The sequence below is a fragment of the Candidatus Proelusimicrobium excrementi genome, from assembly GCF_937881865.1.
In the GTDB taxonomy this organism is placed as follows: Bacteria; Elusimicrobiota; Elusimicrobia; order Elusimicrobiales; family Elusimicrobiaceae; genus Proelusimicrobium; species Proelusimicrobium excrementi.
Genome location: NZ_CALGEO010000129.1, coordinates 1 through 12917, shown reverse-complemented (window position 1 = coordinate 12917; position 12917 = coordinate 1). Strand labels below are relative to the sequence as shown.

The window sequence follows — 12917 nt, the reverse complement described above, 5'->3', positions numbered from 1 at the left end:
CGGATTTTATCCGGGTTTTATTTTTAAAACATTTAAAACAGACCGGTTTTGCCCTTTTGTAAATGCTTACCTCAAGACTAATACATCAATAATAAACTAAGACTACATTAAAACCGCAAACATCACGACGGGGCAAAAATAATATATGGCCTGTACATAAATTTAATTTGTTACAAAAAAGCCCCGCACCTAAAAGGCGCGGGGCTTATAGCAAAAGAGTTTAACTATGCGTTTACTTTACTGGTATCAACATGTAAACCGGGCCCCATGGTGGAGGATACGGAGATGGTTCTCACGTATAAGCCTTTTGAGGTTGAGGGTTTAACTTTGTTGATTACGTCTAAAACAGCTTTTGCGTTGGTGAACAGTTTTTCGGCATCGAAAGAAGCTTTGCCTACGGGTACGTGTACGATGCCGTAAGCGTCGGCTTTAAATTCGATTCTGCCGGCTTTAAGCTCTTTCACGGCGGTGGCGACGTCAAAAGTGACGGTGCCGGCCTTCGGGTTAGGCATTAAACCGCGGGGGCCCAAGATTTTAGCCGCTTTGGCCAAATCTCTCATGGTGTCCGGCGTGGCAACGAGCACGTCGAAGTCCATTTTGCCCTTTAAGATATCTTCCACCAAATCTTCGCCGCCTACCAAATCGGCCCCGGCTTTCTGAGCATCCTGAGCGTGCTCGCCTTTAGCCAAAACGGCAATGCGTTTGGTTTTGCCGGTACCGTGCGGAAGGACAACCATCGTCCTTACTTGCTGGTCGGATTTTTTGGTGTCTATGCCTAAGCGGACATGCAATTCAACGGTTTCGTCAAATTTGGCTTTCGCGTTGTCTTTGCATAAAGCAACCGCTTCTTTAAGTGTATAGAGCTTTTTGCTGTCTATCGCTTTTTTTGCTGTTTCAAGTCTTTTTCCCATCTTTTCTCCTTTAGGTCAACGGGCCGAAGCCCTCCCTGGGTAAAAATTTATTTTACGATATCGACGCCCATGCTTTTGGCCGTGCCTTTTACCATCTCGGCGGCCTGTTTGACGTCTTTGGTGTTCAAATCGGGCAATTTTTCGGCCGCGATTTCTTCACACTGTTTCTGCGTAAGCTTACCTACTTTATCTTTGTGAGGTGCGCCAGAACCTTTAGCAAGGCCCAGTTTCTTCACGATAAGGACCGCCATAGGCGGCATCTTGGTGATAAAGGAAAAAGATCTGTCTTCGTATACGGTGATAACGACCGGGATCTTAATGCCTTTTTCTAATTTTGCTGTTTTGGCGTTAAACTGCTTGCAGAATTCCATAATGTTGACGCCGTGCTGACCCAAAGCCGGACCTACCGGGGGGGCAGGGTTGGCTGCGCCTGCAGGAATTTGCAGTTTAATATAGCCTTTAATTTTTTTCTCTTTTGCCATTTTAATTTTACTCCTTAATTTCCCCGCTTAAGCGGGTTGCTGCCAAAATTAATTGATTTTTTCCACTTGCAAATAGTCAACTTCCACGGGGGCGGCTCTGTCAAATACGGTTACCATGACTTTAAGCTTGTTTTTGCCTTCGTTGACATCTTCTATAACGCCCACGAAATGCTTAAACGGCCCTTCCGTAATGCGGACTTGCTCGCCGCGGTTGAATTGAACCGCATGTTTGGGCTTGCCGTCGGTAACGGTGGTAAGTTCCACTATGCCGGCGATTTCCTCTTCCGGAAGCGGAACAGGATAAGGATCGCCCAAAAAGCCCGTTACCCCGACGATATTTCTTATAAACCAATAAGACTGGCTGGAAAGTATCATCTCAACCAAAATATATCCGGGGAAAAATTTGCGTTTTCTTAAAGTTTTCTTATTTTGTTTGACTTCAACAACTTCTTCGGTAGGCACTAATACGTTGAAGATTCTGTCGCCAAAATTTTGAACTTTTATCTGGGTTAAAATCTTTTCTTTTACTTTATCTTCATGTCCGGTTTGGGTGTGCACCACATACCAGAATTTTTCTTGCGCGGAATCGGCGTTGGCGGAGGCCGCAGCGGGTTGATTGTTGGTGATTTCTTCGCTCATTATTAATTGCCCCCGATAATTTTGCCCAGTATCGAAGATAATATGAAATCTATCCCGCTTATATATATTGAAATAATAGCGACCACGATAAATACGAATATCGTGGATTGTATCATCTGCGCCCTGGAAAGCCATACGCTCTTTTTAAGTTCGAAGTATGACTCTCTTAGAAAACTAATTGCTTTGTTCATATAACCTACCGTTATTTAAAATCTGGCAGGAGCGGAAGGACTCGAACCTTCAGTCCCGGTTTTGGAGACCGGTGGTTTACCAGTTAACCGACGCTCCCAATTGAAATTTGATACGCGAATTTATTTGGAAGCTTTGCTTTCTTTATGAACGGTCTGTTTGCCGCATTTTTTGCAAAACTTGTTCAATTCTACTTTATAATCTTTCTTTTTGCCTTTCGCGAAATAGTAGTTTTTATTCTTGCATTGCGTGCAGGAAAGCACGAATGTTAATCTTTCTGCTGTTGCCATTTTCTTTTCCTGTTTTAAAATACCGAAAGAAGGGCTTTACGCCCTCTTCTAAAGATACCTATAGGGACATTGTTTTCAATGTCCCTATTAGGTTTTTGCTGCAAATTATTACTCGATAATTTTGGTAACGACGCCGGCGCCTACCGTCCTGCCGCCTTCCCTGATTGCGAACCTTACTCCTTCTTCCATCGCTACAGGCGTGATCAACGTTACTTCTATTTCCGCGTTGTCACCAGGCATTATCATGTCGCCTTTAAACTGCAACTCTCCGGTTACGTCCGTCGTCCTAAAGTAGAACTGCGGTTTGTACCCAGGCGTTAACGGTGTGTGTCTCCCGCCTTCGTCTTTCTTCAAGATATATACCTGACCGATAAATTTCTTGTGCGGCGTTATGCTCTTCGGCGCTGCCAATACCTGCCCTCTTTCTACCTGCTTCTTGTCTATACCTCTAAGCAAGATGCCTACGTTATCGCCAGCTATACCTTCGTCCAATAACTTCCTGAACATTTCTATACCCGTCGCTACTGACGTTAACGTATCTCTAAATCCGATGATTTCAACCGCGTCGCCTACTTTTATGTGGCCCCTTTCAATCCTGCCCGTAGCTACCGTCCCGCGGCCAGTAATTGAAAATACGTCTTCTACAGCCATCAAGAACGGTTTGTCCGTTTCTCTCTTCGGCTCAGGTATCCACGTATCCAATGCTTCCAAAAGGTTCTTTATCGCAGGTACGCCGATTTCGCTCTGATCGCCTTCTATCGCTTTCAACGCGCTCCCTCTGATTATCGGCGTGTTGTCCCCGTCAAATTCATATTTGCTTAATAACTCGCGAACTTCCATTTCCACTAAGTCCAAAAGTTCCGCTTCTTCTACCAAATCTACTTTGTTCAAGAACACTACCAACTTCGGTACGTTTACCTGTTTGGCTAACAATACGTGCTCTTTCGTCTGAGGCATAGGACCGTCTACCGCTGATACCACCAATATCGCGCCGTCCATCTGCGCCGCACCAGTGATCATGTTCTTAATATAGTCCGCGTGGCCCGGGCAGTCTATGTGCGCATAGTGCCTCTTGTCTGATTCATATTCTACGTGTGATACCGCTACCGTTACGATCTTGCTCGCGTCCCTTACTACACCGCCTTTCGCAATGTCGCTGTACGCCATCTCTTTGGATTTGCCTTCGCTCGCCAATACTTTCGTCAATGCGGCCGTTAACGTCGTCTTGCCGTGGTCTACGTGCCCAATCGTTCCGACGTTCACGTGCGGCTTGCTTCTTGAAAACTTCTCCTTTGCCATATTAATTGTCTCCTGTATGTTTTTAATTAAATTCAAAAGCTGGGAATGGGAATCGAACCCACGACCTTCTCCTTACCATGGAGATGCTCTACCAGCTGAGCTATCCCAGCAAAATCTTAATTTACCAAAGTTCCAAGCGGGCGAAGGGAATCGAACCCTCGTCATCAGTTTGGAAAACTGAGGTTCTACCATTGAACTACGCCCGCGTGGGCATATCTCATTATATCAAATTTTATCGGACAAAAAACCCTTAGGCCTTTGCTCCGGAACTTAAATTGCAGGCGCGAGGGAGAATCGAACTCCCGAATAGCAGTTTTGCAGACTGCCGCCTTACCACTTGGCCATCGCGCCGTGCATATAAAAATTCTTTCCTATTAATTATAATAAAATTTACCCTTTATTGTAAACAGTTTTTAAATATCGGAGACTCTGTATACCGTTAAAGCAGTAAAATCCTCCCCCGGTTTTATCGCCGTTGAAGGGAAATCAGCATGGTTGGGACTGTCGGGAAAATGCTGCGTTTCCAAACAAAAAGCGCCGAAACGTTTGTAGATAACTCCGCCTTTGCCGGAATCTTTCCCGCTTAAAAAGTTGCATCCGTAAAAATGTACGGAAGGCTGAGTGGTAAGAACTTCCAGCTTAAGGCCGCTTGCGCAGTTAATGGCGGCCGCGCCCAAAAACAAATTGCGGCCGTTGTAATCATCACAGACAAAACTGTGATCATATCCGCCGCAATATTTAAGCTGAGAGTCATCCGCATTAAGCTCCGCGCCGATTTTTTTAAAAGAAGTAAAATCAAAAGGAGTGTTTTTGACTTCCGCCGTATCGCCAGAGGGGATTAAATTTTTATCAACAGGCAGATAATGCGCGGCGTTGATAAAAAGTTTATGGTCCAAAACGTCTTTTGAATGATCGCCCAAATTAAAAAAAGCGTGATTGGTAATATTAAGGACGCTTTCTTCCGAACATTGCGCGTGTACCTCGAACAGAAGGGCGTTTTCATCCGTAAGAGTATAGCGGACTTTTATTGAAAAATCACCAGGATAACCGTCCAGGCCCGCAGGCAGAAAACAAGACATCTCCGCCGAGTTGGAAGAGATATCGCAAATCTTCCAAACTTGTTCGTTAAGGCCTTTAAATCCGCCGTGCAAATGATTGGGGGGATTGTTGACGCTTAGCGAGTATTCGCGCCCGCCGAGTTTAAATTTCCCGTTTGCTATCCTGCCGGCATAACGGCCTACGACGGCGTTAAAATAACGTTCCGAAGCGTTTTTGTAGCCCTCCAGCGAAGCGGGGCCTATTACTATATCGTGCAAAAGGCCGTTTTTATCCGGGACGATAAAAGACGCTACTCTCGCCCCGTAATTACTAAGCTGAACCAAAGCACCTTTTGTATTGGCCAGATTTATCAATACGCATTTATCCGCGCCGACATATCCTTCAAAATCTTGTTCTTTAAGGCGAAGTTCACTCATAAACACCCCCCGATACAACTATACAGCCATTGTATAAAAATAAAACTTTTTTGCAACAAAAGCGAAAAAGGATTATATTTTATCGACGGAACAAATAAGATTTTTAATTTTTTCGGCCCGGGGGCTTGACATTTGTTTTTTTAATCGTATTATATTGATACGGGCAGCAAAAACAGGGGGTTCTGAAAGAATAGAACCAGTTCCCGCTCCTACATAAGGAGGCTGCCCGTTTTGAAAATTTGAAACGGTTTGGCTGGGTGGTGTTTTCCGGCGGTGCGGTGTTATGAATGTAGACGCCGCGTGACGTGAGGACGCCGGATGCGGGCAAAAAATTCCCTTGGGTGGGTGCTCGCAGGAGACAGCCGGACTGAGGGCCGGATGTCCGGGTGGTTACTTGTCCGTCGTTATGGGCGGCGAACCGGTTGTTTAGGATGTCTGTGCCGAGGAGAAGGTATGGAGGATAGCTCCAGTTGTAAAAGCGGGCGTTAGCTTGTTACGAAAGGTAATGGATAATTACAGGTGTAACAGTTAAGGCCCGCTTTTTTATTGCCAAAAATACGGCACATCGGCAATTTCCGCAGATATAATCTAATGATAAAAAGCCCCGGGTTTGAGCCCGGGGCTGTTGGTTCGTGAAGTAAGACCGGCCTAAGCCGAAGCTTCGTCCGAATCTTGCTTTTGGCGGAAAATCACTCTCTTTACCCAGCCTCCGAAATCGTCAAACAAAGAGTATGCCACAGGCGCCATAAGCAGGGTAATAAGCAAGGCCAAAGTCTGCCCGCCGATAATTACGATGGCCAAACTGCGCCTTAAACCAGAGCCCGCGCCGGTGCCCAAAGCCGTCGGTATCATACCGGCGATAATGGTTACCGTCGTCATCAAAATAGGGCGCAGCCTTACCTTGTTGGCTTCCATAATGGCGTTATACTTATCGTATCCGGCATGGCGCATGGTATTGGTATAGTCCACCTGCAAAATGGCGTTTTTGCTTACTATACCCATTAACATGAATATGCCCAGCAAGCTGAAAATATTAAGCGTTTCCCCCGTAACCATAAGGGATAAAAGCGCGAAAGGTATCGTCAGCGGTATGGCCGTAAGAACTACGAACGGGTGGACATAACTTTCAAACTGGGAAGCCAAAATCATATAAATGAACAATATCGCCAAAGCGAAAGCCATTGCAAAGCTTGACAACATTTTGCCCATTTCGTTGGATTGGCCGTCCAGCGCGGAAGTATAGTTGGCCGGAGGATTAAGCTCTTTAAACGCGGAATCAATAATATTGATTGCGCGGTTCATGTCCATTTTGCCGGAGGTGTTGGCCTGAACGGTAATTTTTCTTTGCCTGTTCATTCTGTTTATCTGAGAAGGACCGAAGCCCTGCTCTATTGTAGCCAAGCTGTCCAGACGTACAAGCGTATCCCTGCCGTTTTGCACCGCGGGTATCATCAGCGCGGAGATGACTTCTTTATTGTTTCTGTAATCCTCATCGGCGCGGACGCGGATTTCATAAAGTTCGTTGCCTTCTTTATACTTTGAAATATCCTCTTCGCCGCCGACCAAAGTGCGCAAAGTGCTTGCGATATCGCTTATTTTTACGCCGAGGTCATGCGCTTTGTCGCGGTCAATGGAAACCCTGTATTCGGGTTTGGCGAAGTCAAAGTCCAAGTCCAAGTCTATAATGCCGGGAACGTCTTTTACTTTGTCATACACCGCATTGGCGTAGGCCAAGAGTTCGTTCATATCAGGGCCGGATATAACGTATTCGACTTTGGTTGAACCTTCCCCCGGAGAACCGCTGATAATGAAGACCTGGCTTTTTACGGTATCATATTTGGCAAGAATGTTTCTTGTTGCGTCAATATACTCAAAAAGGGAATAGCCTTTGCCCCTTTTCTTTAGATCTTCAAGCTCCAATATGAAATATCCCCTGTTGGTGGAAGAACCGGTGTTTACGATACTGTCGGCGGAAACGCCCACGCCCGTAAAAAGCTTGTCGATATGCGGCATTTGCTTAAGTTCTTTTTCAACCTGCCTCATGAATACCGACATCTGCTGATAGCTGGTGCCGTCGGGAGCTTTAAGGTTTATCTGATATTTGCCGGAATCGTCTTCAGGGATAAAATCAACGCCGATTAAGCCGCTGGCCAAAATAAATATCGGGGAAACGGCCAGCAACAAAGAAAATACAACCATTAAAAGCTTATGCGCCATGGCGAATTTTAAACAAGTCATATAGACCTTGTTAATGGCGTTGTTTACGCTGTCCACCATTTTATCCGCTCTGGATTTTTTGCGTTCGGTCTTTAAGAATTTGCTGCACAACATCGGGGTTAAAGTCAAAGCTATTAAACCGCTGATGCTGATTGCATACGCCACGGTAAGGCCGTAGCTTTTTACGAAGCGGCCCACCATACCGCTCATAAAAGCCAAAGGCACGAAAATTACCACCAACGAAGCCGTAGTCGCGACTACCGCGAATGAAATTTCCTTCGCGCCGTCTATTGCGGCTTGCATGGCCGTTTTACCGTATTCTTCCATGTGCCTGTGAATATTTTCAAGCATGATGATGGCGTCGTCAATAACGATACCGACCGCCACCGTCAAGCCCAAAAGCGTCATGTTGTTTAAGGTAAAATCGCTTAAATACATCAAAAAGAAAGTACCTATGATTGACGTAGGTATGGCCATGGCGGAAATAATCGTGGAACGCAAATCCCCCATGAACATAAACACCACTATTGCGGCCAAAAGCGCACCCACAACCAAGTGTTCCATTACGGCAAAGAATGAATCTTCAATATAGCCGGATGTATCGGAAATGGTATAAATTTCCACGCCTTTGGGAAGCAGAGGTTTTATTCTTTCAAGTCTTTCTTTTATAGCGCCGATTACGGCCAAAGTATTTGTGCCGGACTGCTTTTTGATGTTTAAAGACACGCTTCTTTTACCGTTGATAAAAGTGGCGGCCCTTTCATATTCGCCGTCATCTTCCACGCGGCCGATATCGGATATTTTTATGGGCACGCCGTTTACCGTGGCGATTACAATATCGTCAAAACTTTTTACGCTGTCGATACGGCCCAAAACGCGGAGATTGAAATCGTTGGCGACGTTTTCCACACGGCCGCCCGGGATTTCAATATTCTGTTCCGTTATGGCAGACTTTACCGCGCCTACCGAAATACCCAAAGAAGCCAGTTTAAGCGGATTTACCACGACATGTATTTCCCTTTCCCTTCCGCCTACGATATCCACCGAACCGATACCACTTACGTTTTCTATGTTTTCTTTAACTTGTTTTTTGGCAAGTTCGGTAAGTTCGATAATATCCATATCGCCGGTTACGACTACGTTTAAAATGGCCGCGGCGCCTATATCCAATTTGGAAATTACAGGAGAATCAATGCCGTCGGGCAAATCTTTTTCGATTTTGTTTACGTTGTCGCGGACTTCCTGAGCGGCGACGTCCGGGTCCTTTTCCAAATCGAATTTAATCATTACGAAAGACGCGCCTTCCATGGTTTGGGAAGTCATCGTGTCAATGCCGGAAATTACGTTTACGGCTTCCTCGACTTCTTTAGTGATTGAAGTTTCGATTTCTTCCGGGCTGGAACCCTGCAAAGTGGTCTGCACCGTTACATACGGAAAGTCCACATCCGGATACATATCCACGCCCATGCGGCTGTATCCGATAAGGCCCAAAACTATCAAAACCAAAGAGAACATAACGGTCGTTACAGGCCTTCTGATAAAAAGCCCGGATATGCCGCCGCCCCCGTTTTGGGTTTCTTTTTCCTGTTTAGATTTTTCTTGATTTTCTTGCATAATTATAAGCCTTATTTATTCTCGACTCTTATTTTGCTTCCGTCTTTAATGCCGAAAACGATTTTTATTACTTCGTCCCCGACCGACGCGCCGGAAAGAACTTCGTAAGTGTCGGTTGATTTAAGCCCGATTTGAACCGGCTTTTTGCTGACGGTTGAGCCGTCGACGTTTACCGTATATACGTAATTCTGCACGGAACCGTCTTCCGCGGTTTCGCTCTGTACGCTGGTCAAACTGACCGCCGGGACGTTTTCTTTCTCTTCCAAAACAAGATTTACTTTGGCAAACATCCCGGATTTAAGAGCGCCTTGCGAATTGTCGGCTTTAAGTTCCACCGTAACCACGCGGCTTTGAGAGTCGACCACAGGGCTGATTTTGTAAACTTCGGCTTTAAACTTTCTGTTTTCGAAAGCTTCGACGGTGAAAGAAGCCTCCTGACCCAAACGAATTTTGCCGATATATCTTTCGGGAATATCAATCACTACGCGGACGTTCTCCTGATTTACCACCATTGCCACGGGAGTGCTTTTGGTAACGTTCGCACCGGGGTCGAGATAGGTTTTGCCGATAACGCCGTTAATGGTAGAAGGCACCAAAACGGGCTCGTAAACCGCGCCTACTTCGTCGCGTTCAATCAAAGCCAAACTTTGGTTGCGTTTTACTTTGTCGCCTTCTTTTAGTACGTTTTCCAAGAGCTTGCCGTCAACTCTGGGGAAGATTACAGCCTCCTCCCAGGCTTTTATGCTGCCCGTAATCAACAAATCCAGTTTTACGTCGCGAAGGCTGACGTTCTCAGTCTGTACGACAAAAGTGTCGGTTTCGATTTCTTCCAGTTTGCTCTTTCCGCTTCCGCCCGAGCAAGCGCATAAGACAAAAGCCGACAATATTAACATTGATATTTTTTTCATTTTTGCGTAACCTCTTTACCTACTGCGTAATTCAAATTGGACACCGCCGTGAAAGCATCGTGCACGGCCTGTACATATTGTAGTTCGGCGTCATGTAAAAGCAAGGCCGAATCATCCAAATCAAGCCTGCTGGCAAGGCCGTTTCTGTAACGGATATTTGTTCTGTCAAGATTTTTCCTGGCTTCTTCTATAGTGCCTTTTGTGGCCAAAATTCTTTTTTTGGCTTCGTTGAAATTTAACCAGCTTCTTTTTACTTCAATCCTTATATTTCGCTCCGTGTCGCGGGCTTGCAAAAGGGCTTGGTCATAAGCCAACTTGCGCTGTTTTACCAAAGAATCAACCCTAAAACCCTCAAACAAAGGAATGCTTACCCTTAAACCGACATTGCTTCCCCAAGAAGAATTATGGCTTTCCACAGGTATCATAATATGATCGGAAGTGCCGCTGTAAGTTAAATTAGCGAAAGCGGCTATGCTGCCGTAATGATCGGCTTTGGCTATCTTTACCTGCTCTTCCGCGGCTTTGACGTTCAAATCAGCAATTACAAGCTCGGGGCGGTTCTCTTCCGCCATTTTATAGAGTTCTTCCAAACCGGGCACTTTTATTTTAAGTACGTCCTGAAGCTGCCAGGTAAGAGAAAGCGGATCCTGAGGATCTTTATTAAGAACGCGGCGCAAAGTTAAAAGGCCCAAATCATAACTGTTTAAAGCCTGTATCAAAGGCGGTTCGCTGTTGGATACTTTTACTTTTTGGTTGAGGACGTCCAAATCGCTGGCCAAGCCTTGTTTGTATTTTGAAGTAATTTCCTTAAGGTGGTCCTTGGCGATATTAAGATTTTCCTGCTGAACCTGTATCAAAGCGTGCGACAGAATTATGCCGAAGCACAAAGTCGTAACGACGTCTTTGATTTGGTTTTGAGTTTCCTCAAGCTGCAAATAGCCGCTTTGGGAAGCCAGCTCCGCCGCCCTTATGCCGGCCCTTACCGCTCCGCCTTTCCATAAAACCAAAGTGCCTTCCAAAGAAGCGCTGGCGGCGTTGTCCAAGCTCATTTTAAAAGAACCCATGGAGGTGATTATCTCCTGCCCTCTTAAGGCGCGGGTATAACTGCCGCTTGCAACTATCTGCGGATATACGGAAGACCAATACTGCCTTACCTGCTGGGCGTAAATTTCCGCATTCTTGCGCGCCACTTGGATGGTGGTATTGTCTTTCATGGCTAAGGCCACGGCCTCATCCATGGTTAAAGCCCCCTCCTGATTGGTGTCTTTGAGAGCGAACAAATCTATCCCGCCGGATTGCTTCCTTTGAGTTTTGTTCTGCGCCGCCGCGGCGGGCGCAGCAAACATATTAATAGCCATGCCGAATATAATCGCAAGGCTGAGAATTCTCTTCATTTAATTATTTCTCCCTGTAATCTATCGCCTTTAATATAGCGCGCGCCATATCCTTAGGATAAGAAGGCGAAAATTTAATAGCTTGCTCACAGCTGTTTAAAATCAAATGAGCGATGTTGGCGAAAATCAGCTGCAAAGCCATTTCCTTTCCTTTTTTCGTAATGGTTCCCTTTTTATATTCTTTTTCCAAAATCCCGGATATTACGGCGAAGTTTTGCTCTTTCACCACTTCGAACCTTTTGCCCAAATCCGGGTTTGACAAAAGATAACTGCTTACGTGAATCACGAAAGGAAACACGTCTTTATGACTGATGTCCTGCACGTATTCCGAAAAAATAAAAACAAGAATTTCTTCAAAAGAGGCGCCCGAGGCCGCAAACTTTTTTAAGTTCTCGTTGCTTACGACGTTTTTCTCCACTATCAAGCTGTAGCAAAGATCTTCTTTATCCTTAAAGTAGTAATAAAGGACCGGCTTGGTTACGCCGCAGGCTTCGGCGATTTCCCTCATGGAAATATCTTTGAGGCCCTTTTTAGCCATCAAAGCAAAAGCCTTGTTTTTTATTTTTTTCTTCATTGAAATTTCATTCTTTTTATCTTTCATATTGTTTACCTACCGGTAAGTATATTTTAACAAAAAACAAAAAATACTGTCAAAATTTATGCAAAAAAAATTACGCCCCGTCCGTTAAGAACGGGGCGCATTTGCCTAAAAACAAAAGCCGTAAGGCCAAGCCGCTATTTTAGTATAAGTTCAATCTTTTTAAGCTGAGCTTTATTGACTTTTTTATGAGGCGCGGCCACGGAATCGTACATGGTTTCGTTGCAGGCTGAGCAGCGTTTTAAAGCCGCTATGACCGGCACCGCGGACAAAATAAGTTTCTTGGCGGAAACTTCATTGCTTTTCATCGTTTCGTTTACTTTGGCGGCGGTAACTTCTTCGCCTTCTTTCCAAGAGTCGAAATCCGTAACCATGGCGCAAAAGCCGTAAGCCAAACCCGCTTCCCTGGCCAGTTTGGCTTCGGGGCAGCTGGTCATGCCGATTAAGGACCACCCCATTTTGCGGTGGAAATCGCTTTCGGCCTTTGTGGAAAAGGCCGGGCCTTCCATGCAAACCAAAACGCCGCCCTGCGCCGATTTGATTTTAAGCTTCTTGGCCTGTTTGTAAAGCTCGTTCTGCACGCATTCGCAAAAAGGATGCGCGAAAGACACATGCCCCACTATTCCGTTTCCGAAAAACGTTTGTGTGCGCCCGACGGTTTTATCAACTATTTGATCGGGGAAGACCAAAGTCTTGGGAGGGAGTTTCTCTTTTAAAGAACCCACCGCGCTGAAAGATAAAATTATCTTTGCTCCGAGCTTTTTTAAAGCGTAAATATTGGCGCGGTAAGGGACTTCGGAAGGAAGGAAAATATGATTCCTGTTATGGCGGGCCAAAAAGCCGACTTTTACGCCGCCGATTTCGCCGGTAATGATTTTGTCGGAAGGATCGCCGAACGGAG

General features: G+C 45.5%; 12 protein-coding genes and 4 tRNA genes. All 16 read right to left on the bottom strand.

Annotation, left to right across the window (positions count from 1 at the left end):
• Positions 1-224 precede the first annotated feature (224 nt).
• Positions 225-911 (bottom strand): 50S ribosomal protein L1, encoded by a 687-nt coding sequence (gene rplA / locus ACQY26_RS06095; RefSeq protein WP_428048256.1) that lies wholly within the window; start codon positions 909-911, stop codon positions 225-227.
• Positions 912-958: 47 nt separating this feature from the next.
• Positions 959-1393 (bottom strand): 50S ribosomal protein L11, encoded by a 435-nt coding sequence (gene rplK / locus ACQY26_RS06090; protein ID WP_428048255.1) that lies wholly within the window; start codon positions 1391-1393, stop codon positions 959-961.
• A gap of 48 nt (positions 1394-1441) precedes the next feature.
• Positions 1442-2032 (bottom strand): transcription termination/antitermination protein NusG, encoded by a 591-nt coding sequence (gene nusG / locus ACQY26_RS06085; RefSeq protein ID WP_428048254.1) that lies wholly within the window; start codon positions 2030-2032, stop codon positions 1442-1444.
• A 2-nt stretch (positions 2033-2034) separates the two neighbouring features.
• On the bottom strand, positions 2035-2223 hold the full coding sequence (secE, locus tag ACQY26_RS06080) for a preprotein translocase subunit SecE (protein WP_428048253.1): 189 nt from the start codon (positions 2221-2223) through the stop codon (positions 2035-2037).
• Between the two features lie 23 nt (positions 2224-2246).
• A tRNA-Trp gene (locus ACQY26_RS06075) sits at positions 2247-2321 on the bottom strand.
• A gap of 22 nt (positions 2322-2343) precedes the next feature.
• Positions 2344-2511, bottom strand: a complete 168-nt coding sequence (rpmG, locus tag ACQY26_RS06070) for a 50S ribosomal protein L33 (RefSeq protein WP_428048252.1) — start codon at positions 2509-2511, stop codon at positions 2344-2346.
• A 108-nt stretch (positions 2512-2619) separates the two neighbouring features.
• Positions 2620-3810, bottom strand: a complete 1191-nt coding sequence (gene tuf / locus ACQY26_RS06065; RefSeq protein WP_428048251.1) for an elongation factor Tu — start codon at positions 3808-3810, stop codon at positions 2620-2622.
• 37 nt (positions 3811-3847) lie between these two features.
• A tRNA-Thr gene (locus ACQY26_RS06060) sits at positions 3848-3920 on the bottom strand.
• 25 nt (positions 3921-3945) lie between these two features.
• Positions 3946-4016, bottom strand: a tRNA-Gly gene (locus ACQY26_RS06055).
• A 73-nt stretch (positions 4017-4089) separates the two neighbouring features.
• A tRNA-Cys gene (locus ACQY26_RS06050) sits at positions 4090-4161 on the bottom strand.
• Between the two features lie 62 nt (positions 4162-4223).
• The gene (locus tag ACQY26_RS06045; RefSeq protein ID WP_428048250.1) at positions 4224-5285 is read right to left on the bottom strand and encodes an aldose epimerase family protein; all 1062 of its coding nucleotides are present in this window, start codon (positions 5283-5285) and stop codon (positions 4224-4226) included.
• Between the two features lie 648 nt (positions 5286-5933).
• Positions 5934-9116 carry an efflux RND transporter permease subunit gene (locus ACQY26_RS06040; protein ID WP_428048249.1) on the bottom strand — a complete coding sequence of 1061 codons (3183 nt, stop codon included), beginning with the start codon at positions 9114-9116 and terminating at the stop codon, positions 5934-5936.
• Between the two features lie 11 nt (positions 9117-9127).
• On the bottom strand, positions 9128-10024 hold the full coding sequence (locus ACQY26_RS06035; RefSeq protein ID WP_428048248.1) for an efflux RND transporter periplasmic adaptor subunit: 897 nt from the start codon (positions 10022-10024) through the stop codon (positions 9128-9130).
• Positions 10021-11418 (bottom strand): TolC family protein, encoded by a 1398-nt coding sequence (locus ACQY26_RS06030; protein WP_428048247.1) that lies wholly within the window; start codon positions 11416-11418, stop codon positions 10021-10023. Before ACQY26_RS06030 ends, ACQY26_RS06035 begins: the two co-directional genes overlap by 4 nt.
• A gap of 4 nt (positions 11419-11422) precedes the next feature.
• Positions 11423-12019, bottom strand: a complete 597-nt coding sequence (locus tag ACQY26_RS06025) for a TetR/AcrR family transcriptional regulator (protein WP_428048246.1) — start codon at positions 12017-12019, stop codon at positions 11423-11425.
• A 134-nt stretch (positions 12020-12153) separates the two neighbouring features.
• Positions 12154-12917, bottom strand: a 764-nt coding sequence (locus ACQY26_RS06020; protein ID WP_428048245.1) for an MTAP family purine nucleoside phosphorylase, incomplete at its 5' end; no start/stop codon positions are given.